Annotated in this window: 36 protein-coding genes; all 36 read right to left on the bottom strand. The window is 38.9% G+C overall.

Translation table 11 applies throughout. From position 1 onward, the window contains the following. Positions 1-70: 70 nt before the first annotated feature. The 36 genes from rpsI to fusA all read right to left on the bottom strand — a co-directional run bounded on the left by rpsI (position 71) and on the right by fusA (position 20,448). Positions 71-466, bottom strand: coding sequence for a 30S ribosomal protein S9 (gene rpsI / locus PT281_RS05140; RefSeq protein ID WP_277130602.1), 396 nt, complete (start codon positions 464-466; stop codon positions 71-73). A gap of 12 nt (positions 467-478) precedes the next feature. Beyond that, positions 479-922, bottom strand: coding sequence for a 50S ribosomal protein L13 (gene rplM, locus PT281_RS05135; protein ID WP_277130601.1), 444 nt, complete (start codon positions 920-922; stop codon positions 479-481). A 106-nt stretch (positions 923-1,028) separates the two neighbouring features. Then, positions 1,029-1,814: a tRNA pseudouridine(38-40) synthase TruA gene (truA, locus tag PT281_RS05130; protein WP_277152609.1), complete on the bottom strand. Its 786-nt coding sequence runs from the start codon at positions 1,812-1,814 to the stop codon at positions 1,029-1,031. Then, positions 1,814-2,611 carry an energy-coupling factor transporter transmembrane component T gene (locus PT281_RS05125; RefSeq protein WP_277152607.1) on the bottom strand — a complete coding sequence of 266 codons (798 nt, stop codon included), beginning with the start codon at positions 2,609-2,611 and terminating at the stop codon, positions 1,814-1,816. Before PT281_RS05125 ends, truA begins: the two co-directional genes overlap by 1 nt. A gap of 4 nt (positions 2,612-2,615) precedes the next feature. Beyond that, positions 2,616-3,461: an energy-coupling factor transporter ATPase gene (locus PT281_RS05120; RefSeq protein WP_277152605.1), complete on the bottom strand. Its 846-nt coding sequence runs from the start codon at positions 3,459-3,461 to the stop codon at positions 2,616-2,618. Beyond that, positions 3,437-4,288, bottom strand: a complete 852-nt coding sequence (locus tag PT281_RS05115) for an energy-coupling factor ABC transporter ATP-binding protein (RefSeq protein ID WP_277152603.1) — start codon at positions 4,286-4,288, stop codon at positions 3,437-3,439. Before PT281_RS05115 ends, PT281_RS05120 begins: the two co-directional genes overlap by 25 nt. Positions 4,289-4,465: 177 nt before the next feature. Continuing rightward, complete coding sequence (gene rplQ, locus PT281_RS05110) at positions 4,466-4,849, bottom strand: 50S ribosomal protein L17 (protein ID WP_277130596.1); 384 nt, start codon at positions 4,847-4,849, stop codon at positions 4,466-4,468. Between the two features lie 19 nt (positions 4,850-4,868). Beyond that, positions 4,869-5,807: a DNA-directed RNA polymerase subunit alpha gene (locus PT281_RS05105; protein WP_277130595.1), complete on the bottom strand. Its 939-nt coding sequence runs from the start codon at positions 5,805-5,807 to the stop codon at positions 4,869-4,871. A 45-nt stretch (positions 5,808-5,852) separates the two neighbouring features. Next, positions 5,853-6,236: a 30S ribosomal protein S11 gene (gene rpsK, locus PT281_RS05100; RefSeq protein ID WP_277130594.1), complete on the bottom strand. Its 384-nt coding sequence runs from the start codon at positions 6,234-6,236 to the stop codon at positions 5,853-5,855. Positions 6,237-6,255: 19 nt separating this feature from the next. Beyond that, on the bottom strand, positions 6,256-6,606 hold the full coding sequence (rpsM, locus tag PT281_RS05095) for a 30S ribosomal protein S13 (protein ID WP_277130593.1): 351 nt from the start codon (positions 6,604-6,606) through the stop codon (positions 6,256-6,258). A 23-nt stretch (positions 6,607-6,629) separates the two neighbouring features. After that, the gene (gene rpmJ / locus PT281_RS05090) at positions 6,630-6,746 is read right to left on the bottom strand and encodes a 50S ribosomal protein L36 (protein ID WP_003647815.1); all 117 of its coding nucleotides are present in this window, start codon (positions 6,744-6,746) and stop codon (positions 6,630-6,632) included. A gap of 14 nt (positions 6,747-6,760) precedes the next feature. Next, the gene (gene infA, locus PT281_RS05085; protein ID WP_034980408.1) at positions 6,761-6,982 is read right to left on the bottom strand and encodes a translation initiation factor IF-1; all 222 of its coding nucleotides are present in this window, start codon (positions 6,980-6,982) and stop codon (positions 6,761-6,763) included. Positions 6,983-7,053: 71 nt separating this feature from the next. After that, the gene (locus PT281_RS05080) at positions 7,054-7,704 is read right to left on the bottom strand and encodes an adenylate kinase (RefSeq protein ID WP_277152601.1); all 651 of its coding nucleotides are present in this window, start codon (positions 7,702-7,704) and stop codon (positions 7,054-7,056) included. Positions 7,705-7,715: 11 nt separating this feature from the next. Further along, positions 7,716-9,011 (bottom strand): preprotein translocase subunit SecY, encoded by a 1,296-nt coding sequence (gene secY, locus PT281_RS05075; RefSeq protein ID WP_277152599.1) that lies wholly within the window; start codon positions 9,009-9,011, stop codon positions 7,716-7,718. Beyond that, positions 9,011-9,451: a 50S ribosomal protein L15 gene (gene rplO, locus PT281_RS05070; RefSeq protein ID WP_277130590.1), complete on the bottom strand. Its 441-nt coding sequence runs from the start codon at positions 9,449-9,451 to the stop codon at positions 9,011-9,013. Before rplO ends, secY begins: the two co-directional genes overlap by 1 nt. A 21-nt stretch (positions 9,452-9,472) precedes the next feature. Next, the gene (gene rpmD / locus PT281_RS05065) at positions 9,473-9,658 is read right to left on the bottom strand and encodes a 50S ribosomal protein L30 (RefSeq protein ID WP_277130589.1); all 186 of its coding nucleotides are present in this window, start codon (positions 9,656-9,658) and stop codon (positions 9,473-9,475) included. Positions 9,659-9,669: 11 nt separating this feature from the next. Continuing rightward, positions 9,670-10,176 (bottom strand): 30S ribosomal protein S5, encoded by a 507-nt coding sequence (gene rpsE / locus PT281_RS05060; RefSeq protein WP_277130588.1) that lies wholly within the window; start codon positions 10,174-10,176, stop codon positions 9,670-9,672. Positions 10,177-10,192: 16 nt separating this feature from the next. Further along, positions 10,193-10,549 (bottom strand): 50S ribosomal protein L18, encoded by a 357-nt coding sequence (rplR, locus tag PT281_RS05055; protein ID WP_277130587.1) that lies wholly within the window; start codon positions 10,547-10,549, stop codon positions 10,193-10,195. A 23-nt stretch (positions 10,550-10,572) separates the two neighbouring features. After that, positions 10,573-11,103 (bottom strand): 50S ribosomal protein L6, encoded by a 531-nt coding sequence (gene rplF, locus PT281_RS05050; RefSeq protein WP_277130586.1) that lies wholly within the window; start codon positions 11,101-11,103, stop codon positions 10,573-10,575. A 24-nt stretch (positions 11,104-11,127) separates the two neighbouring features. Beyond that, positions 11,128-11,526, bottom strand: a complete 399-nt coding sequence (rpsH, locus tag PT281_RS05045; protein ID WP_277130585.1) for a 30S ribosomal protein S8 — start codon at positions 11,524-11,526, stop codon at positions 11,128-11,130. A 22-nt stretch (positions 11,527-11,548) separates the two neighbouring features. After that, positions 11,549-11,734, bottom strand: coding sequence for a type Z 30S ribosomal protein S14 (locus PT281_RS05040; protein WP_046307561.1), 186 nt, complete (start codon positions 11,732-11,734; stop codon positions 11,549-11,551). Between the two features lie 12 nt (positions 11,735-11,746). After that, complete coding sequence (gene rplE, locus PT281_RS05035; RefSeq protein ID WP_277130584.1) at positions 11,747-12,289, bottom strand: 50S ribosomal protein L5; 543 nt, start codon at positions 12,287-12,289, stop codon at positions 11,747-11,749. A 14-nt stretch (positions 12,290-12,303) separates the two neighbouring features. Further along, on the bottom strand, positions 12,304-12,552 hold the full coding sequence (gene rplX / locus PT281_RS05030) for a 50S ribosomal protein L24 (protein ID WP_277130583.1): 249 nt from the start codon (positions 12,550-12,552) through the stop codon (positions 12,304-12,306). A 17-nt stretch (positions 12,553-12,569) separates the two neighbouring features. Next, positions 12,570-12,938 (bottom strand): 50S ribosomal protein L14, encoded by a 369-nt coding sequence (gene rplN / locus PT281_RS05025; RefSeq protein WP_277130582.1) that lies wholly within the window; start codon positions 12,936-12,938, stop codon positions 12,570-12,572. A 32-nt stretch (positions 12,939-12,970) separates the two neighbouring features. Beyond that, complete coding sequence (gene rpsQ, locus PT281_RS05020) at positions 12,971-13,237, bottom strand: 30S ribosomal protein S17 (protein ID WP_277130581.1); 267 nt, start codon at positions 13,235-13,237, stop codon at positions 12,971-12,973. 18 nt (positions 13,238-13,255) lie between these two features. Beyond that, on the bottom strand, positions 13,256-13,453 hold the full coding sequence (gene rpmC, locus PT281_RS05015) for a 50S ribosomal protein L29 (protein ID WP_277130580.1): 198 nt from the start codon (positions 13,451-13,453) through the stop codon (positions 13,256-13,258). Continuing rightward, positions 13,443-13,883, bottom strand: coding sequence for a 50S ribosomal protein L16 (gene rplP / locus PT281_RS05010; protein WP_277130579.1), 441 nt, complete (start codon positions 13,881-13,883; stop codon positions 13,443-13,445). Before rplP ends, rpmC begins: the two co-directional genes overlap by 11 nt. Next, on the bottom strand, positions 13,883-14,554 hold the full coding sequence (gene rpsC / locus PT281_RS05005; RefSeq protein ID WP_277130578.1) for a 30S ribosomal protein S3: 672 nt from the start codon (positions 14,552-14,554) through the stop codon (positions 13,883-13,885). Before rpsC ends, rplP begins: the two co-directional genes overlap by 1 nt. Before the next feature lie 13 nt (positions 14,555-14,567). Continuing rightward, positions 14,568-14,921, bottom strand: coding sequence for a 50S ribosomal protein L22 (gene rplV, locus PT281_RS05000; RefSeq protein WP_277130577.1), 354 nt, complete (start codon positions 14,919-14,921; stop codon positions 14,568-14,570). A 19-nt stretch (positions 14,922-14,940) separates the two neighbouring features. Further along, a complete protein-coding gene (gene rpsS, locus PT281_RS04995; protein WP_277130576.1) occupies positions 14,941-15,219 on the bottom strand; it encodes a 30S ribosomal protein S19 in 279 nt (92 codons plus the stop codon). An 18-nt stretch (positions 15,220-15,237) separates the two neighbouring features. Continuing rightward, positions 15,238-16,074: a 50S ribosomal protein L2 gene (gene rplB, locus PT281_RS04990; protein ID WP_277130574.1), complete on the bottom strand. Its 837-nt coding sequence runs from the start codon at positions 16,072-16,074 to the stop codon at positions 15,238-15,240. 15 nt (positions 16,075-16,089) lie between these two features. After that, entirely contained in the window at positions 16,090-16,395 is a 306-nt protein-coding gene (rplW, locus tag PT281_RS04985) for a 50S ribosomal protein L23 (protein ID WP_277130572.1), read from the bottom strand. Next, the gene (rplD, locus tag PT281_RS04980; RefSeq protein ID WP_277142784.1) at positions 16,392-17,024 is read right to left on the bottom strand and encodes a 50S ribosomal protein L4; all 633 of its coding nucleotides are present in this window, start codon (positions 17,022-17,024) and stop codon (positions 16,392-16,394) included. Before rplD ends, rplW begins: the two co-directional genes overlap by 4 nt. A 14-nt stretch (positions 17,025-17,038) precedes the next feature. Further along, positions 17,039-17,668: a 50S ribosomal protein L3 gene (rplC, locus tag PT281_RS04975; protein WP_277130570.1), complete on the bottom strand. Its 630-nt coding sequence runs from the start codon at positions 17,666-17,668 to the stop codon at positions 17,039-17,041. A 25-nt stretch (positions 17,669-17,693) separates the two neighbouring features. Beyond that, on the bottom strand, positions 17,694-18,002 hold the full coding sequence (rpsJ, locus tag PT281_RS04970) for a 30S ribosomal protein S10 (protein WP_046327486.1): 309 nt from the start codon (positions 18,000-18,002) through the stop codon (positions 17,694-17,696). Between the two features lie 352 nt (positions 18,003-18,354). Then, positions 18,355-20,448: an elongation factor G gene (fusA, locus tag PT281_RS04965; protein ID WP_277152597.1), complete on the bottom strand. Its 2,094-nt coding sequence runs from the start codon at positions 20,446-20,448 to the stop codon at positions 18,355-18,357. Positions 20,449-20,461 lie beyond the last annotated feature (13 nt).

The raw sequence follows: 20,461 nt of genomic DNA, 5'->3' as shown, positions 1-20,461 counted from the left end.
TAAATTATCAAATTAAACAAAAAAAGATATCCCAATTGAGATATCTTTTTTGATAAACGTAAATCCAAAATTAACGTTTTGAGAATTGTGAAGCTTTGCGGGCCTTCTTCAAACCTGGCTTCTTTCTTTCAACCATTCTAGGGTCACGAGTTAAGAATCCAGCCTTCTTCAAAGGACCACGGAAATCTGGGTCAACTTCAAGAAGAGCACGGGCAATACCAAGACGGATTGCACCAGCTTGACCTGAGAAGCCACCACCATTAACGTTAACTTTAACGTCATATTGACCATCAGTTTCAGTCAAAGTCAATGGTTGCTTCAAGTCCTTAACTAAGTTAGGGAATGGAATGTATTGATCAACATCTTTGTTGTTAACAGTAATCTTACCAGTGCCTGGTACTAAACGTACACGCGCAACTGCGTCCTTACGACGACCAGTACCTGCATATGCAACTTGTTGTGCCATTTATTTAACCTCCTAGATTAATTTATTAATGTCTAATTCTTCAGGTTTTTGTGCTTCATGCTTGTGATCAGCATCAGCATAAACATGCATCTTCATGAATTCTTGGTGACCAAGAGTATTCTTTGGAAGCATTCCCTTAACTGACAATTCAACTAATCTAACTGGGTTATTGGCAAGCAAATCACCAGCTGGAACAGCCTTGATTCCGCCACGCCAACCAGAGTGGTGGTAATAAATCTTGTCAGTAGCCTTTTTACCAGTTAACTTAACTTTAGAAGCGTTAATAATAATAACGTTGTCACCAGTGTCAACATTTGGTGTGTATTGAGGTTTGTTCTTACCTCTTAAAATAGTGGCTACTGCAGTGGACAGACGACCCAAAGATACATCTGTTGCGTCAATAACATACCACTTACGTTCAATTTCATTAGGTTTTGCTAATTGTGTAGTACGCAATGTAAATTCCTCCGTTTATACGTTGTTTGAAAACAATAAGTTGCCGGGGCCTATCATGGACAAACATACTGTTCTAGAATACGTCCTTTTTAATAAATTGTCAATATTAATCAACGTCTTGCCGGTATTTTTTTGGCAAATCATCATAAAAGACATGATAAAGAAATAATCCGCTTGCTTGTGCAGTTTCTCTCACTTGCTCGCGATCCTTGGCTTTTATTACCCGGGGAATATCATCTAGCGGACGTTTGCCATTACCAATTTCTAACAAGGTAGCAACTAAAATCCGCACCATATTGTACAAAAAGCCCGAACAAATAAAATCAAAAACAATTTCATTAGTTTCCTTATCTTGAGCGATATTAACATAATACATTGTTCTTACTTTATTTTTGATTTGACCGCCGCTGGCAGCAAAGCTAGTAAAGTCATGAGTGCCAATCAGATCACGCGCAGCCAGCTGCATTTTTGCAACATCAACAGGATAAGGATAGTGACCAGTATAAAATCGCTTAAATGGATCAACGAAGCGGTCAAGACTAGCCCGATAACGATACCATTTCCCTTTGGCACTGTAACGAACATGAAAGTTCTCATCAACAATTTCACATTCCTTAAAGACAATATCTAGCGGCATAATTGAATTAAGTGCACAAATCATTCTTTCCGGTGGAATAGTATTTCCCGGGTAATCAAAGTGAATTACTTGACCAATGGCATGTACACCCGCGTCAGTCCTACCTGACCCTTCAACGACTATTTTTTTACCCTTAGTCATTTTAGTTAATGCAGCTTCAATTGTTCCTTGGACAGTTCGTTGATGCGGTTGTGATTGAAAGCCATGAAAGAGATGGCCATCATACGCAAGTATCATTTTATATCTTGTAATCATTAATGGGTCCTAAAAATTAATAACAGCGCAATTAAAATTGCAAAATAACCTAAGTCGAGCAAATCAAATTTTGACCAACGCAATATTCGATAACGAGTTCGACCATTATCATCGCGGTATCCTCGTGATTCCATTGCTGTTGACAAATCAACTGCGGTTTCCAATGAGTTAATAAATAATGGGATTAGTAGCGGCGTAATTGCTTTTGCCCGTGTAATTAGACCACCATTATTAAAATCAGCACCACGCGAACGTTGAGCATTCATAATTTTAACAGTTTCATCGAATAAGGTTGGCACAAAGCGCAGTGCAATTGACATCACTAACGCAATTTTATCAACTGGAACTTTAATTAATTTAAGCGGTGTTAGCAGCCACTCCATTGCATCAGCAATTTCAAGCGGCATTGTTGTTACCGTCATCACCGTTGAAATTAAAATAATCACTGTAAACCTGATAAAAATGTAAATCGCATTTTCAATACCATAACTGGTTACTGCAAAAATAGTCCACTGCCAATAAACTTTACCGCCAACCGTAAAAAACAATTGCAAAAGTGATGTAAAAAAGATTAACCAAACTAATGGCTTAACACCATCCCAAAATACCTTAGGACGTAATCTAGTTGCAGCTACTGCAATAAAACTAAATATGGTCACAATCGCATAAGTCAGTGGATTATTAGCCAGAAAAATAATCAAAATAAAAAAGATGGTTGCAAGTAATTTCCCACGCGGATCCATTTTATAAACAAGTGAATTTCCCGGTACATATCGACCAATTAAAATTTTACTCACAAACTCACCCCTTTATATTTTCTTTAATTCCTCGAACTAAGTCTTTTGCCGTTAACGGCTGCTTAGCAAATTTAAATCCCGCTAATTTGGATGCAAACAAAGATGCTTGTGGTTCATCCAAATAATGTTGCTTTAGCCATGAACGATCATCAAAAATCACCTGTGGCTTATCATGCTTAATCATCTGACCATGTTCCATTACCAAAACATCATCAGCATAATTAGCTACATCATCCATATTATGAGTTACCAAAATAACTGTATGTCCTGCCTTTTGGTAATCAACAAACAAATTCATCATTTGCTTACGTGCTTGCGGATCAAGTCCTGCTGCAGGTTCATCAAGACACAGAATTTCTGGCTCATAAGCTAAGACACCGGCAATGGCAACTCGTCTCATTTGACCACCAGAAAGGTCAAACGGCGACTTATCTGCAATATCATCTGGCAAACCCACTTTTTTAAGCCAAACTTGCGCAACCTGTTTTGCCTCTTTTTCACTATAACCAAAATTTTTAGGGCCATAAGCAATATCATCTAAAACAGTGCTTTCAAAAAGCTGAGCTTCAGGAAATTGAAAAACTAGACTAACATGTCGGCGCAACTGCTTTAAATTTTTATTTGAAGTTTCCGGTGTAATTGTTGTTCCTGCAATCTCAATTTGACCACTAGATGGTTTTAACAAAGCATTAAAATGTTGCATCAAGGTCGATTTACCACTGCCAGTATGACCAATAATTGCAGTAAAAGTACCATTTTGAAGTTCAAAATTTACATTATCCAGACCTTTTTTCTCAAGTGGTGAATCTGGCGCATAAATATAGCTTACTTGCTTAAATTTAATTGACATAAAAAATTAATCAACTCTTTTTCTGAATTTACAGTATCCGGAATATTAATGCCTTGTTCTAGCAGCTCATCCTTAATTTGCTCAAAGAAAGGTACATCAAGACCTAACTTTTTAAGAAGCTCTGTTTGACTAAAAATTTCACTACTAGTTCCTTGTTCGATCAGCTTGCCATCATTCATGACAATTACCTGATCAGCTAAACTGGCCTCATCAATGTCATGTGTAATCGAAATAACAGTTAAATCATATTCCTGCTTCATCCGGTGAACAATTTGTAAAATTTTATTGCGTCCTTCAGGATCAAGCATAGAAGTTGCCTCATCCAAAATAATAATTTGGGGCTTAATAGCAATAATACCAGCAATTGCCACACGCTGTTTTTGACCACCTGAGAGGCTAGCAGGCTCAGAATCAGTGTAATCAGTCATACCCACTGCATTAATTGCTTCAGGAACGATTTTTAGCATTTTCTCACGCGGAACACCACGATTTTCAAGACCAAAGGCAACATCGTCCGCAACGGTAGCACCAACAAATTGATTATCAGGATTTTGAAAAACTATCCCAACTTTGTTTCGAATGTCCCATACACTATCGTCAGTAAGTTTTTCACCATCAACTTCGATACTAGCCTCATCAGGATTGTCTGGAACAAGCAGCCCATTTATTAAACGAATAATTGTTGATTTGCCACTACCATTATGACCAATAATTGAGGTCCACGTCCCTCTTTTAATCTCAAAACTAATATGATCAATAGCGGGCTTTTTTGTATCTTGATATGTAAAAGCTACATTTTTAATTTTTATAATACTATCTGCTGCCATTTCTTCACCATCCTATAAGCCTGATTTGATTATACCAAAAAAAGGGCAAAAAAAATCATCCATGAAGAGGGATAATTTACATTATCTAAGCTAGACTAAACTTTCGTCATCATCTTGGCGCTTATTCTCACTTCCATGGATAATTCTTAATAGCTATTAAGTTTTGATTATCTCAAATTAAACTAATTCAAGAATAACCATTGGAGCGCCGTCACCCTTACGAGCTTTGGCTAACTTCATAATTCTGGTGTAACCACCATTACGGTCTTTGTAACGAGGTGCAATATCGCTGAAAAGTTTTTGCAATGCTGATTTAACAACAACTGCGTCTTTTTCTTCATGGATATCAGCAACTTCATCACGTACAAAAGCAGCAGCCTTTCTTCTAGCAGCTAAATCGCCACGCTTACCTAAAGTAATCATCTTTTCGGCAGTCTTACGAATTTCTTTTGCACGAGTTTCAGTAGTAACAATGCGTTCTTTCATGAACAATTGAGTTGTCATTTCACGCAACATTGCTTTTCTATGTGCACTATCCCAACCTAATTTACGGTATGCCATCAGTTTACCTCCTTTATTATTAATCTTCTTGACGAAGTGAAAGTCCCAAGTCAGCTAATTTGTTTTTAACTTCTTCCAATGACTTACGTCCTAAGTTACGTACACGCATCATATCTGCTTCAGTCTTATCTGTTAACTCTTGCAGAGTATTAATACCAGCACGCTTTAGGCAGTTATATGAACGTACAGAAAGATCAAGCTCTTCGATTGTCATCTCAAGTTTCTTTTCTGCAGTATCATCTTCCTTTTCGACCATAACATCATCGAATTTAGTATTTGCATCAGCAGTTTCAAACACTTTAAAGTGCGCTACTAGAATCTTAGCAGCAAAACTAAGGGCGTCATTAGGCTTGATTGAACCATCAGTCCAAATCTCTAAAGTGAGCTTGTCAAAATCATCTCTTTTACCAACACGAGTTGATTCAACCTGGTAATTAACTTTTTCAATTGGTGAAAAAAGAGAATCGACCGGAATAACACCAATTGGCATGTCTTCACTCTTGTTGTCACTTGCTGCAACATAACCACGACCGTTCTTGACAGCAATTTGCATGTGCAAGTGGCCACCTTCAGCGATGGTACAGATATATTGATCAGGATTCAGAATTTGAACATCAGCGTCAACTTTTAGGTCATCAGCAGTTACAGTAGCTGGACCTTCAACGTCCAATTCAATTAACTTTTGTTCATCAGAAAATGATTTTAACTCAAGTTTCTTCAAGTTAAGAATCATTTTTGCTACATCTTCTCTAACACCAGGAACTGTTGAGAATTCATGTAAGACACCATCAATTTGAACATAAACAAGTCCTGTACCTGGAATAGATGTTAGTAAAACTCTACGTAATGAGTTACCTAGAGTAGTACCAAAGCCTCGTTCAAGTGGTTCAATAACAAATTTACCGTAAGACTTCTCTTGGTCAACAACGGTAATATTTGGTTTTTCAAATTCAATCATTACTAGGCCCCTTTCAAAACGCAACGTCCTTCATTAAGAACAAAATTATACACGACGACGTTTTGGTGGTCTAGAACCATTGTGGGGAACTGGAGTAACATCACGAATTGCAGTAATTTCAAGACCAGTAGCTTGTAATGATCTAATTGCTGATTCACGACCAGAACCAGGACCTTTGACAGAAACTTCTACATGTTTCATACCTTGATCCATTGCACTCTTAGCTGCTGCTTCAGCTGCCATTTGAGCTGCAAACGGAGTAGACTTACGGCTACCCTTAAAGCCCAATGCACCGGCTGAAGACCAAGCAACTGCATTACCTTGAACGTCAGTAATCATGACTAAAGTATTATTAAACGTAGAATGAATATGAGCTACGCCTTTTTCAACGTGCTTCTTCACACGACGCTTACGTGCTGTTTTAGGCATCAATAAACCTCCTTATAAATTATTTATTCTTCTTACTACCCTTACGAGTACGGGCATTATTCTTGGTATTTTGACCACGAACTGGAAGTCCACGGCGGTGACGCATACCACGGTAAGAACCGATATCAATTAACCGTTTGATATTCATGCTAACTTGACGACGCAAGTCACCTTCAACACGGTATTTATCAACTTCTGCGCGAAGCTTTTCTTGATCGTCTGGAGTCAAATCTTTTGAACGTATGTCTTCAGAAACGCCAGCATCCGCACAAATTTTTTGAGCTGTAGGCTCACCAATACCATAAATATATGTTAAAGCAACAACTATTCTTTTATCTCTTGGTAAGTCAACACCAGCAATACGTGCCATAAATTGCACCTCCTATTTTATTTTTAACCTTGACGTTGCTTGTGCTTAGGATTTGCAGAACAAATAACCATCACACGGCCATGTCTTTTAATAATCTTACAATGTTCACACATTGGTTTAACAGATGGTCTAACCTTCATGTTTACCCCCGTTATTACTTTATAAACCGATACGTAATTCTACCTTTTGTTAAATCGTAAGGAGAAAGTTCCACAGTAACACGGTCGCCAGGCAAAATACGAATGTAGTGCATTCTAATTTTGCCGGAAACATGTGCTAAAATCACAGCTCCATTTTCCAATTCAACTTTAAACATAGCATTAGGCAAAGTATCTACAACTTTACCTTTTACTTCAATGACATCATCTTTTGCCAAAGTCGTTCCTCCGCAATTAAACAGTCATACTTTGAAATTATAGCACGGAATAGTAAATAAACAAATTATTGTTATTTACCTAATACCGCATCAACACTTTCAAAAACTTTTTCTGGAGTTTGTTCACCATCAATAACAGTCAACAAACCTTTCTTTTGGTAAAAGTCTTTCAAAGGTGTATTCATCTTTTCGTTAACTTCTAAACGATTCTTAACTACTTCAGGCTTGTCATCTTCACGTTGATAAAATTCATGACTACCACAACGATCACAAACACCTTCTTCTTTAGGCATTTTAGTAATCTTATTGTAAGTTGCGCCACAATTTTTACACATAAAGCGAGCTGACAAGCGATCAATTAAGGTCTGTTCTTTAACTTCAAGCGAAATCACATTAGTTAAAGGTTTATTAAGACGCTTAGTAATACCTTCTAATAGTTCTGCTTGAACAGTTGTCCTTGGAAAACCATCTAAAATATAGCCTTCTTTAATATCAGGTTGAGCTAAACGCTCTTCAACTAATTTAGCAGTAACTTCATCGGGTACCAAATCGCCCTTGTCGATATAACTTTTGGCTTCAAGACCAACTTTGGTTTCATTAGCCATTGCTTCCCTAAACATATCCCCAGTTGAAATATGAGTTAGGTGATATTTATCAACAATTTGCTCAGACACTGTACCTTTGCCAGCTCCCGGCAAACCTAAAAGAATTAAGTTAATCATTTATCTATTTCCTATCTGATGAATCCCACATATTCACGTTTCATTAACAAACCGTTAACTTGACGAGATAATTCTAGGACAACCCCAATAACAATTAAAAGACTTGTTCCGCCTAATCCAATTGAACTAGGTAAATTCCAAAAATTAGTAGCAAGCTGTGGCAGTAAAGCAACTAACCCTAAGAAAACTGATCCAACCGTTGATAATCTCATTAACAACTTCGAAACGTAATCTTGTGTATCTTTGCCTGGCCACACACTAGGAATATAAGCGCCTTGCTTTTGCAAATTCTTCGAAAGCTTCTCAGGATTAACCTGAACAAAAGCATAGAAGAAAGTAAACAAAATAATCAAAAGCGTATAAATTATAACTCCTGGTGTAGTCTGCATACTAAAGATGCTAGTCATTACCTTGTACCATTGCTGATCGCCTTGGGACTTTTGAAAGACCATTAAAATTGTTGCTGGTGTAATAATAAACGAACTAGCGAAAATTACCGGAATAACACCGGAAACGTTAACTTTTAATGGCAAAAAGCTTTCTGAGCCACTTACAGTTGCTCTCTTTGTATATTGAATTGGAATCCGACGATCCGCCTGTTCAACCCACGTAACTAATTGTGTTACGACGAGAATTGCAATGATAATCGCGATGAAGAACAAAATCCCTTGAATACGATCACTCGCACTATTATTAATAATATCTTCCTTGAAAATCTGATATAGACCTCGTGGAAGACGAGCAATAATACCAGCAAAGATAATCACAGAAACACCATTACCCAATCCTTTATCGGTGATTTCATCACCAAGCCAAGTAAGTAACATTGTCCCGGCTGTCATAATAACAGCAATTTCGACATAAGTCTGCCACGATTGTGACTTAACAAGCCCCATTTGTGTCAATGCGTTAAAGCCAAGTGTAATACCGATACTTTGAACAAAAGCAACAGCTAATGACAACCATCGAGTAACTTGATTGGTTTTACGCCGACCTACTTCACCTTGTTTTCCCCACTCTACTAATACAGGAACGATATCCATCTGCAGCAACTGAATAACAATTTGCGCAGTAATATAGGGAGAAACACCCAGTGAAAAAATCGAATAATTATCTAACCCACCACCAGAAACAGTATCCAGCATGGGAACTAAACCAGTTTGTGCTACTTGAGTAATCGCTTTTGCATTTACACCCGGAACTGTAATATTAGCTCCTATGCGATACAACAGGAGAATAAAGAGTGTAAAATAAATTTTATTTCTAATTTCTTTATCCTTAAAAGCGTTCTTCAAGGTCGAAAACATTAGATCACCTCAACAGATCCGCCAGCAGCCTCAACTGCTTTCTTGGCAGCGGCAGAAACTTTGTTAACCTTTACGTTTAATTTAACTTTTAATTCGCCTTTAGCAAGTAATTTAACGCCTGATAATTCTTTCTTTACCAAACCGTTTTCTTTCAAACTAGCGACAGTTACTTCACTGTTATCTTCAAACTTGTTCAAGTCGTCTAAATTAACAATTGCATATTCCTTACGGTTAATATTCTTAAAACCACGCTTAGGCATAGTTCTGAACAATGGCATTTGACCACCTTCAAAACCTAAACGAGTATGGCCGCCTTGACGGGATAATTGACCCTTTTGTCCACGACCAGAAGTCTTACCGAAACCACTTGAAGTACCGCGTCCAACACGTTTTCTAGTTGAGCGTGAACCAGCAGAGGCATGTAATTCATTAAGCTTCATTAATTGGCACCTCCTCAATAATTATTTATTAACTTCTTCAACAGAAATTAAGTGGGCAATTTTCATTAATGCACCACGAGTAGCAGCGTTGTCTGGTAGAACAACTGTACTGCTGATTCTACCTAAGCCAAGAGCCTTAACAACTTTCTTTTGGTTAGGTAGACGGTGCGCAACACTTCTAATTAAAGTAACTTTTAATTCAGTCATTTATAGTCTCCCTAATCTAAATCAGCGTGGCGAAGCTTTTCAACTTCTTCACTTGTTCTAAGCTTCTTCAAGCCATCAATTGCTGCGCGAACAACGTTGATTGGTGTGTTTGAGCCAAGTGACTTAGAAGTAACATCAGCAATACCAGCCATATCCATAACGATACGAACGGCACCACCGGCTGCAATACCAGAACCAGCTGGAGCAGGCTTGAATAAAATACTACCTGAACCATAGTGACCAATTACTTCGTGAGGAATGGTAGTACCAACCTTAGGAACATTGATCATGTTCTTCTTACCAGCTTCAACGGCCTTACGGATTGCTTCTGGAACTTCTTGAGCTTTACCAGTACCAAAGCCTACACGACCTTTTTTGTCGCCAACAACTACTAGGGCAGCAAATCTCATGCGTTGACCACCCTTGACAACCTTGGTGACACGATTAATTGCTACTAACTGATCTTCAATGTCGTCCTTATTTCTACGATTATTACGAGAATCGTTGCGGTTTGCCATGTATTATTCTCCTTCCCTAGAAATCTAATCCGTTTTCACGAGCGGCATCTGCCAAAGCTGAAATACGGCCGTGGTATAAGTAACCACTTCTATCAAACACAATGTTTGAAATGTTCTTAGCTTTAGCTGCTTCGGCAATAGCTTTACCAACAGCTTGAGCTTGTTCTACCTTAGTTGAACCTTTAACAGATTCATCCAAAGTTGAGGCACTTGCTAGCGTGACACCCTCTACATCATCAATTAATTGAGCGTAGATGTTCTTGTTTGAACGGAAAACACTTAAGCGTGGGCGCTCAGCAGTACCAGAGATCTTGCTACGAATACGTTTATGACGCTTTAAGCGCAATTTGTTTTTGTCTGGTTTTGAAATCACAATTTCACCTCAAAATTTATTTATTATTTACCTGTCTTACCTTCCTTACGACGTACATATTCGTCAACATAACGAATACCTTTACCCTTGTAAGGTTCTGGTGGACGTACATCGCGAATTTCAGCAGCAAATTGTCCAACATTTTGCTTAGAAATTCCTTCTACTTCAATATCAGTATTTGAAGTAGCATTTACGGAAACACCTTCAGGTGCAGTCATTTCAACTGGGTGTGAGTAGCCAACATTCAAAGTTAACTTGTTGCCTTGTGTAGTAGCACGGTAACCAACACCGATTAACTTTAAGGTCTTCTTGTAGCCGTTAACTACACCTTCAACCATTGATGCTAAATTAGCTCTTTCAGTACCATGAAGTGCTTTATCATTTTCACTTGAACGTGAGAAATTGATCTTGCCATCTTCTTGCTTAAAAGTAATTTTAGGATCGAAGTATCTAGTTAATTCACCCTTTGGGCCCTTAACAGTAATATTGTCACCTTCCTTGGTAACAGTGACACTGTCTGGGACTTCAATTGTTTTTAAACCTATACGGCTCATTGATTGTTCTCCTTTCTGTCAGAATTACCAAACGTAGGCAATAACTTCGCCGCCAACGCCTTTTTGTCTAGCTTCTTTATTGGTAATTACACCAGCAGAAGTAGAAACGATGGCAATACCTAAACCATTAAGAACTTTAGGTAAGTTTTCAGCACTAACGTAATTTCTAAGACCTGGCTTAGAAATCCGTTTTAAGCCTGAAATGACACGTTCTCCGTTTGGACCGTATTTCAAGAAAACCTTGATAACACCTTGCTTATTGTCATCAGTAACTTCGTAATCACGGATGAAACCTTCGCGTTTCAAAATTTCTGAAATAGATTTTTTAATATTTGATGCAGGAATTTCAACTGAACTATGCTTTGCCATGTTGGCATTTCTAATTCTAGTCAAGTAATCTGCGATCGGATCTGTCATGACCATTTATGCTATCCTCCTAACCGTATTACCAACTAGCCTTTTTAAGACCTGGGATTTGACCTTTGTGAGCTAAATCCTTCAGGCAAATACGGCATAAGCCAAATTTACGGTAAACTGAGTGTGGACGACCACATCTCTCACAACGTGTATATTCACGTGAAGAAAACTTAGCAGGACGATGATTTCTAATTTTTTGTGATGTTTTAGCCATTAATGTCCTCCATTATTTTGCAAACGGCATACCAAATTGACCTAAAAGCTCACGAGCCTCTTCGTCAGTATTGGCAGTAGTAACGATAACAACATCTAAACCTCTAGTACGGTTAACTTTATCAAAGTCGATTTCTGGGAAAATCAATTGTTCCTTGATACCTAAAGTGTAGTTACCACGACCATCGAATGAACGACTTGAAACACCGCGGAAGTCACGAACACGTGGAAGTGAAACGTTGATTAACTTGTACAAGAAATCGTACATTCTAGTGCCTCTAAGTGTAACCTTAGCACCAATTGACATACCTTCACGTAAACGGAAGTTAGCAATTGACTTCTTTGCCTTAGTAACTAAAGGCTTTTGACCAGAAATTAAAGTTAATTCTTCAACTGCTTCGTCTAAGTTCTTAGCGTTGGAAACTGCGTCACCAACACCCATGTTCAAAACAATCTTTTCAATCTTTGGTACTTGCATAACAGAATCGTATTCAAACTTTTCTTGTAATGCAGGAACAATCTTTTCTTTATATTCTTGAGCTAAATAACTTGCCATTTGTGTCCTCCCTTCTACTTCTTAGTTTCTTTTTTGCTTTCACCCTTAGCAATAACTTTAACGTTTGATGCATGAATTGAACCTTCTGATTCAACTACACCACCGTTTGCATTGCTTTGTGAAGGCTTTTCGTGCTTCTTAATCGTATTAACGCCCTTAACAACCACACGGTTCTTCTTAACGTTAACAGAAAGAACTACACCTTCTTTGCCTTTATCTTTTCCGGCAATAACTTTTACTTTGTCACCAGTTTTAACAAACATCAGTGCACCTCACTTAATTATAAGACTTCAGGAGCAAGAGAGACGATCTTCATAAAGTCGTGCTCACGTAACTCACGTGCAACAGGCCCAAAGATACGAGTACCGCGTGGGCTCTTATCTGCATTAATAACTACGCCAGCATTTTCATCAAACTTAATGTATGATCCATCTTCACGGCGTGCGCCTGATTTTGTTCTGACAATGACAGCTTTAACAACGTCACCTTTTTTGACAACGCCACCTGGTGTTGCTTGTTTAACAGTTGCTACCACGATATCACCAATGTTACCGGTCTTACGTTTTGATCCACCTAAGACTCTAATAACTAAAAGTTCTCTGGCACCAGAGTTATCAGCAACTCTCAAACGGGATTCATTTTGAATCACTGTATAGTCCTCCCCTCACTAAATCCGCAAAATTAAACAGATTTCTTAACAATTTCTACTAAACGAAAGCGCTTTGTACGAGATAATGGACGAGTTTCCATGATACGAACAGTATCGCCAACTTTAGCTTCATTATTTTCGTCTTGTGCATAGTATTTCTTAGAATATCTAATACGCTTCTTGTAAACAGGGTGGTTCTTGTAAGTATCAACTACAACAGTGATAGTCTTGTCATTCTTATCAGAAACTACACGACCTTGATATACGTGACGATGATTTCTTTCGATTGATTCGCTCAAGTTAATAACTCCCTTCCACTAATCTTTCTTCAATGCTTCTTCACTAAGAATTGTCTTAATTCTAGCGATATTCTTGCGGACTTTACTCAGGCGAGCGGTATTTTCTAATTGACCCGTTGCTTGTTGGAAACGCAAGTTGAAAAGTTCTTCTTTATATTGCTTTTCCTTTTCTAACATTTGATCAGTGGTTAGTGTTCTGATATCCTTAGCCTTCATTAGAATTGCCACCTACTTCCGAACTTTTAGTCACAAACTTACATTTGATTGGTAACTTAGTTGAAGCAAGACGTAAAGCTTCACGAGCAGTTGCTTCGTCAACGCCACCAATTTCAAACATAATCTTTTCTCTTTTTACTACAGCTACCCAACCGGCTGGTGCACCTTTACCAGAACCCATACGTACACCTACACCTTTAGCAGTGTATGATTTTTGTGGGAAAATTCTGATCCAAACTTTACCGCCACGTTTCATGTAACGAGTCATCGCAACACGAGCAGCTTCGATTTGTTGATTAGTAATCCAGTGAGATTCGAGGGCTTGTAGACCATATTCACCAAAGGCAATAGTTCTACCACCTTTAGCAGCACCACGCATCTTACCACGGAATTCACGACGGTGTTTTACTCGTTTTGGTACTAAAGGCATTATTTGTTTCCTCCCTTCACTGCTTTTGCGGGCTTCTTGTTCTTAGTTGGCAAGACTTCACCGCGGTTGATCCAAACTTGAACACCAATTTCACCATAAGTGGTGTAGGCATTTACCCAAGCGTAATCAATATCAGCTCTTAAAGTTTGTAATGGTACACGACCTTCTGTATGCCATTCTCTTCTTGCCATGTCGGCACCGTTTAAACGACCAGAGGTTTGTACTCTGATACCTTTAGCACCAGCACGCATAGTTCTTTGAGTAGCTTGACGAATTGCACGTCTAAAAGCAATACGAGCTTCAAGTTGGCTAGCAATACTATCAGCAACTAATTTAGCATCAAGATCTGGTTTCTTAATTTCAACAATGTTGACATGTACTTGTTTCTTAGTTAAAGCATTTAAGTCTCTTCTTAAAGCTTCAACTTCAGAACCACCTTTACCAATTACCATACCTGGTTTTGAAGTATTGATGGAAACGTTGATTCTGTTAGCTGCACGTTCAATTTCAACAGTAGAAACAGAGGCATCCTTCAACTTCTTAGAAATGAATTTTCTGATGCGCAGGTCTTCATTTAAGGTTTCTTTGTATCCTCTGTCAGCATACCATTTAGATTCCCAGTCGCGAATAACGCCAAGACGGAAACCATTTGGGTTAATCTTTTGACCCATTAATATACCTCCCTTAATCGTTCTTTTCTGAAACTACTACAACTACATGACTTGTTCTCTTGTTAATTGGAGAAGCCATACCCTTAGCACGTGGCCGGAATCTCTTCAAAGTTGCACCTTCGTTTACATATGCTTCTGATACGTAAAGATTTGCACTTTCAAGATCATAGTTGTGTTCTGCGTTAGCGATTGCTGAACGTAAAACTTTTTCAACGATTGGGGAAGCAGCTCTAGGCGTAAATTCTAAGATTGCTAATGCTTCAGCAACGTCTTTGCCGCGAATTAAGTCAACGACTAAACGAGCTTTTCTTGCAGCAATACGAACAGTTCTTGCTTCAGCTCTAGCTGAACTAATTTGTTCTGCCATTTAAGTGTTTCTCCCTTCTTTATTTTGTAGCCTTATCGTCAGATGTCTTGTGTCCACGGAAAGTTCTCGTTGGAACGAATTCACCTAACTTGTGACCAACCATGTCTTCAGTAACATAAACTGGAACATGTTTTCTACCATCGTAAACAGCTATAGTCAAACCAACAAAGGAAGGGAAAATAGTTGAACGACGTGACCAAGTTTTAATAACTTGTTTCTTTTCTGCGTTTTCTTGAGCTTCAACCTTCTTCAACAATGATGCGTCTGCAAAAGGTCCTTTTTTAATACTACGGCTCATTAATTAACCCTCCTTCTATTATTTGCTACCCTTACGGTGACGAATGATTAACTTCTCGCTAGCTCTCTTACTATTTCTAGTCTTAACGCCGCGACTCTTCTTACCCCAAGGAGTCATAGGTTGTGGACGACCAACTGGAGCCTTACCTTCACCACCACCATGTGGGTGATCGTTAGGGTTCATTACGGAACCACGTGATTGTGGACGTCTGCCTAACCAACGGCTACGACCAGCTTTACCTAATTGGATCAATGAATGTTGTTCATTACCAACAACACCGATAGTAGCACGACAAACTGACAAAATCTTACGAACTTCGCCACTTTGCAATCTGATTAATGCATAGTTACCGTCAAAACCTAAAACTTGAGCACTTGTACCAGCACTTCTTACAAGTTGTCCACCCTTACCAGGTTTCATTTCAATGTTGTGAATTGAAGTACCAGTAGGAATGTTCTTTAATGGCAATGCGTTACCTGGCTTGATGTCTGCATCTGCACCAGATTCAACGATGTCACCAACTTTTAAGCCCTTAGGTGCAAGAATGTAAGTCTTGATACCGTCAGTGTAGTGAAGAAGTGCGATGTTAGCAGTTCTGTTTGGATCGTATTCGATAGATTTAACAACTGCTTTTGCATTATCTTTATTACGCTTAAAATCGATAACACGGTACTTTTGCTTGTGACCACCACCACGGTGTCTACTAGTAATATGACCATATGAGTTACGGCCTGCTGTATGTGATTGTGATTCAAGCAAGGTACGTTCTGGCTTGCTCGTCGTAATCTCAGCAAAGTCGGAAGAAGTCATATTACGGCGACCATTTGTGGTTGGCTTATAAACTTTAATAGCCAATTGACTGACCTCCTATTACTTATTCTCTTCTTTGTTTTCGTCTTTGAAAATCTTGATGTCGTTTGAATCGTCAGTTAAAGTAACAATTGCTTTACGGGTGCGAGCTGTTTTACCAGCATAGCGACCAACGCGCTTGTCCTTACCACGAACATTCATGATGTTAACTTTCTTAACCTTAACATCGAAGATTTCTTCAACAGCGTTACGAACTTGAGTCTTGGTTGCAGTTAAAAGCACGTTGAAAGTGTACTTCTTATCATCCATTAAGTTCGTTGACTTTTCAGTAATGACAGGTCTTAAAATGATATCGTGTGCACTCATTTCTTTGAAGCCCCCTCAACATTCTTTTCAATCTTCTCTACAGCATCCTTAGTTAAGATCAACTTGCCATAGTTAACAACGTCTTCAACATTTACGCCGTTAACAGGAACAACCTTAACGTTAGTCAAGTTTCTTGCTGAAAGTTGTACGTTCTTGTCGTCTGAAACAACTAAAACTTTACCTTCAACGTTCAAGCTACTTAACATTGACTTAAATTCTTTAGTCTTAGGAGCTGACATTGTCAACTGGTCTAAAACGATTAAATCTTGATCAATCAATTTTTGGGAAAGAACTGACTTAATAGCCAAACGACGTTGCTTTCTTGGCATTGAATATGCGTATGAACGTGGAGTTGGTCCAAAGACAACACCACCGCCGCGCCATTGTGGAGATCTGATGGAACCTTGACGAGCACGTCCTGTACCCTTTTGCTTCCATGGTTTCTTACCACCGCCGCGAACAGCAGATCTATTCTTAACTTTTGAGGTACCTTGACGTTTGCCAGCTCTTTGTCTGATGATTGCGTCAAATACGACACTTTCGTTTGGTTCAATACCAAAAACTGCATCATTTAAAGTAACTTCACCAGCATCTTTACCTTTTTGATCGATAACCTTTAAATTAGCCATTCTAGTCCTCCTTCCTATTTATTAATCTTAACAGCAGATTTAACAGTAATTAATGAGTTCTTAGCACCTGGAACGTTACCCTTGATAAGCAATACGTTCTTGTCAGCTACAACTTTTTCAATTACTAAGTTTTCAATGGTAACTTTCTTCATACCCATGTGACCTGGCAAACGCTTGCCCTTTGGTACACGGTTAATGATGGAACCCATTGAACCAGGAACTCTGTGGTATCTTGAACCGTGAGTTTCAGGTCCACGTGATTGGCCCCAACGCTTAATGTTACCTTGGTATCCATGACCTCTTGTAATTCCAGTAACGTCTACAACGTCGCCTTCCTTAAATGTGTCCACAGTAACTTCTGAGCCGACTTCGTAGTCCTTAAGCTCAACTCCGCGGATTTCACGAATGAAGCGCTTAGGCGAAGTCTTTGCTTTTGCAGCATGACCTTTTTCTGGTTTGTTGCTCAAAACTTCACGCTTATCTTGGTAACCTAATTGAACTGCTTCGTAACCGTCTGATTCAACAGTCTTAACTTGCATAACAACGTTAGGAGTTGCTTCAACAACAGTTACGGGAACAAGGATACCATCTTTAGTGAAGACTTGAGTCATACCGACTTTTCTTCCTAAGATTCCTTTGGTCATGATTACACCTCTTTCTTTTTAAAAATTATAATTTGATTTCGATGTCAACGCCGCTTGGAAGATCAAGCTTCATTAAAGAATCAACAGTCTTAGGTGTTGGGTTCAAAATGTCGATTAAACGCTTGTGCGTACGCATTTCAAATTGTTCACGTGAGTCCTTGTTCTTGTGTGGTGAACGTAGAACTGTGAATAAAACCCTTTCTGTTGGTAGTGGAACTGGACCTGAAATTTCAGCACCAGTTCTCTTAGCAGTAGCTACAATCTTAGCAGCTGATTCATCGAGAATACCATGTTCGTATGACTTAAGTCTAATACGAATAGATTGACTTGCCATTGAATTACCTCCTTAACGTCTTCTTTTAAAAGATGACTAGCTTCCGCAAAAATTACCGGCCACACTTCTGTGGCAATGCAGCCTGGTGTGCCGCAACCTTTTGCATCAACGCTTTACAACAAATACATGCATTAAGACATAATATGTCCTAAACGCACAAACACTAGTATACCTGCTCCTTGTTGAAATATCAAGGATTTAGGGCACTTTTATTTTATTTTTTTGCTTTTTCTACCTATAATATTCATCTTTTTAACAATTATTTTCTTTAAAAAATCACAAAAAAAGAGTCATTGGCATTACCAACGACTCTTTAAAAGTCTTAACTTTTATTTTTAAAAACTAACAAGAATTAGTCAGCGTCGCCGCCGCGCTTCTTGATAATTTCTGCTTGAATTGACTTAGGTGTAGCTGCATAGTGGTCAAATACCATTGTAAATGTACCACGACCTTGAGTTGATGAACGCAAAGTAGTTGCGTAACCAAACATTTCAGCAAGTGGAACCATTGAGTTCAACACTTTAGCACCTGAACGGTCTTGCATGTTGTCCATTGTACCACGACGAGCAGTGATGGAACCCATTACGTCACCTAAGTATTCTTCTGGTGTAATTACTTGAACCTTCATAATTGGTTCAAGGATTACAGCACCAGCCTTAGGAGCAGCATTTCTCAATGCAAGTGAAGCAGCAACCTTGAAGGCAGCTTCAGATGAGTCGACTTCGTGGTAACTACCATCGTAAAGCTTAGCCTTAACGTCGATCAATGGGTAACCAGCAAGGATACCGTTCTTCATTGATTCTTGAAGTCCAGCATCTACTGAAGGGATAAATTCACGAGGAACAACACCACCGACAATGGCATCTTCGAATTCGTAGCCTTTACCTCTTTCGTTTGGTGTAAATTCAACCCAAACGTCACCGTATTGACCCTTACCACCGGATTGACGAACGAATTTACCTTGAGCCTTAGCAGGTTGAGTGAAGGTTTCACGGTAAGCAACTTGTGGTTCACCGATCTTAGCTTCAACGTGGAATTCACGCTTCATCCGTTCAACCATGATTTGTAAGTGCAATTCGCCCATTCCGGAAATCAAGGTTTGACCAGTTTCAGCATTAGTTTCAGCTCTGAAAGTTGGGTCTTCTTCAGTCAACTTTTGTAAAGCAACATCAAGCTTGTCACGATCAGCCTTTGATTCAGGTTCAATTGAAACTTGGATAACTGGATCTGGAACTTCCAAACTTTCCAAAATTAATGGGTGGTCTGGATCAGTCAAAGAGTCACCAGTAGTGGTGTTCTTCAAACCAATGGCACCAGCGATATCACCTGAGAATACTTCTGGAATTTCAGTTCTTGAGTTAGCGTGCATTTGCAATAAACGACCAACACGTTCACGACTGTTCTTTGAAGCATTCAAAACGTATGAACCTGATTCAAGTGAACCAGTGTAAACACGAATGTAAGTCAAACGACCAACAAATGGATCAGTAGCGATCTTGAAGGCTAAAGCTGAGAATGGCTTGTCGTCCCCTGCTACTAATTCTTTTTCTTCACCAGTCTTAGGATCATGAGCGATGTATGGCTTAACATCAACTGGTGATGGTAAGTAGTCAACAACACCGTCAAGCATCATTTGAACACCCTTGTTCTTGAAAGCTGAACCAGCAAATACTGGGAACAATTCCAAGTTCAAAGTTGCTTTACGAATAGCAGCCTTTAATTCATCAATAGAAATTTCATCACCATTAAGGTATTTTTCCATGATGTCATCGTCAACATCAGCAACTTGTTCGATTAAAGCACTACGACGCTTTTCAGCTTCTGCCTTGTATTCTTCAGGAACTGGAATAGTTTCCCACTTAGAACCAAGCTTGTCTTCATCATAAACATCGGCAACCATGTTGATTAAGTCAATAACACCTTCAAAAGTTTCGGCAGAACCAATTGGCATTTGAACAGGTAAAGCATTGGCATTTAAGCGTTCATGCAAAGAAGTAACAGACTTATCAAAATCTGCACCAATCTTGTCCATCTTGTTAACAAAAACAATTCGAGGAACACCGTAAGTCTCAGCCTGACGCCATACATTTTCAGTTTGTGGTTCAACACCAGCTTGGGCATCAAGAACAGTTACCGCACCGTCAAGAACACGAAGTGAACGTTCAACTTCGATAGTGAAGTCAACGTGTCCTGGGGTATCAATGATGTTAATTCTGTAGTCTTGCCATTGCGCAGTCGTAGCGGCTGAAGTAATGGTAATACCACGTTCCTTTTCTTCTTCCATCCAGTCCATTTGGCTGTCACCCTCATGGGTTTCACCAATTTTGTGGATTTTACCAGTGTAGTAAAGGATACGTTCAGTAGTGGTAGTCTTACCCGCATCAATGTGGGCCATGATACCAATGTTACGTGTCTTTTCTAATGGAAATTCACGCTTATTAGCCATAAATTCTTATCTC

Source organism: Lactobacillus sp. ESL0701, from assembly GCF_029433445.1.
Classification (GTDB): Bacteria; Bacillota; Bacilli; order Lactobacillales; family Lactobacillaceae; genus Lactobacillus.
This window is presented reverse-complemented; position numbering and strand designations above follow the sequence as displayed.

Bases quoted from the DNA above. Each gene is read 5' to 3' on its own strand.
- rpsI (WP_277130602.1), bottom strand. From the start codon at position 466: ATGGCACAACAAGTTGCATATGCAGGTACTGGTCGTCGTAAGGACGCA.
- truA (WP_277152609.1), bottom strand. From the start codon at position 1,814: ATGATTACAAGATATAAAATGATACTTGCGTATGATGGCCATCTCTTT.
- PT281_RS05120 (WP_277152605.1), bottom strand. From the start codon at position 3,461: ATGTCAATTAAATTTAAGCAAGTAAGCTATATTTATGCGCCAGATTCA.
- PT281_RS05115 (WP_277152603.1), bottom strand. From the start codon at position 4,288: ATGGCAGCAGATAGTATTATAAAAATTAAAAATGTAGCTTTTACATAT.
- rplQ (WP_277130596.1), bottom strand. From the start codon at position 4,849: ATGGCATACCGTAAATTAGGTTGGGATAGTGCACATAGAAAAGCAATG.
- PT281_RS05105 (WP_277130595.1), bottom strand. From the start codon at position 5,807: ATGATTGAATTTGAAAAACCAAATATTACCGTTGTTGACCAAGAGAAG.
- rpsK (WP_277130594.1), bottom strand. From the start codon at position 6,236: ATGCCTAAAACAGCACGTAAGCGTCGTGTGAAGAAGCACGTTGAAAAA.
- rpsM (WP_277130593.1), bottom strand. From the start codon at position 6,606: ATGGCACGTATTGCTGGTGTTGACTTACCAAGAGATAAAAGAATAGTT.
- rpmJ (WP_003647815.1), bottom strand. From the start codon at position 6,746: ATGAAGGTTAGACCATCTGTTAAACCAATGTGTGAACATTGTAAGATT.
- PT281_RS05080 (WP_277152601.1), bottom strand. From the start codon at position 7,704: ATGATTAACTTAATTCTTTTAGGTTTGCCGGGAGCTGGCAAAGGTACA.
- secY (WP_277152599.1), bottom strand. From the start codon at position 9,011: ATGTTTTCGACCTTGAAGAACGCTTTTAAGGATAAAGAAATTAGAAAT.
- rplO (WP_277130590.1), bottom strand. From the start codon at position 9,451: ATGAAGCTTAATGAATTACATGCCTCTGCTGGTTCACGCTCAACTAGA.
- rpmD (WP_277130589.1), bottom strand. From the start codon at position 9,658: ATGACTGAATTAAAAGTTACTTTAATTAGAAGTGTTGCGCACCGTCTA.
- rpsE (WP_277130588.1), bottom strand. From the start codon at position 10,176: ATGGCAAACCGCAACGATTCTCGTAATAATCGTAGAAATAAGGACGAC.
- rplF (WP_277130586.1), bottom strand. From the start codon at position 11,103: ATGAGCCGTATAGGTTTAAAAACAATTGAAGTCCCAGACAGTGTCACT.
- rpsH (WP_277130585.1), bottom strand. From the start codon at position 11,526: ATGGTCATGACAGATCCGATCGCAGATTACTTGACTAGAATTAGAAAT.
- PT281_RS05040 (WP_046307561.1), bottom strand. From the start codon at position 11,734: ATGGCTAAAACATCACAAAAAATTAGAAATCATCGTCCTGCTAAGTTT.
- rplE (WP_277130584.1), bottom strand. From the start codon at position 12,289: ATGGCAAGTTATTTAGCTCAAGAATATAAAGAAAAGATTGTTCCTGCA.
- rplX (WP_277130583.1), bottom strand. From the start codon at position 12,552: ATGTTTGTTAAAACTGGTGACAAAGTAAAAGTTATTGCCGGAAAAGAT.
- rpmC (WP_277130580.1), bottom strand. From the start codon at position 13,453: ATGAAGGCTAAGGATATCAGAACACTAACCACTGATCAAATGTTAGAA.
- rplP (WP_277130579.1), bottom strand. From the start codon at position 13,883: ATGCCTTTAGTACCAAAACGAGTAAAACACCGTCGTGAATTCCGTGGT.
- rpsC (WP_277130578.1), bottom strand. From the start codon at position 14,554: ATGGGTCAAAAGATTAACCCAAATGGTTTCCGTCTTGGCGTTATTCGC.
- rplV (WP_277130577.1), bottom strand. From the start codon at position 14,921: ATGGCAGAACAAATTAGTTCAGCTAGAGCTGAAGCAAGAACTGTTCGT.
- rpsS (WP_277130576.1), bottom strand. From the start codon at position 15,219: ATGAGCCGTAGTATTAAAAAAGGACCTTTTGCAGACGCATCATTGTTG.
- rplW (WP_277130572.1), bottom strand. From the start codon at position 16,395: ATGAGTGCACACGATATCATTTTAAGACCTGTCATTACTGAAAAGTCA.
- rplD (WP_277142784.1), bottom strand. From the start codon at position 17,024: ATGGCTAATTTAAAGGTTATCGATCAAAAAGGTAAAGATGCTGGTGAA.
- rplC (WP_277130570.1), bottom strand. From the start codon at position 17,668: ATGACCAAAGGAATCTTAGGAAGAAAAGTCGGTATGACTCAAGTCTTC.
- rpsJ (WP_046327486.1), bottom strand. From the start codon at position 18,002: ATGGCAAGTCAATCTATTCGTATTAGACTTAAGTCATACGAACATGGT.
- fusA (WP_277152597.1), bottom strand. From the start codon at position 20,448: ATGGCTAATAAGCGTGAATTTCCATTAGAAAAGACACGTAACATTGGT.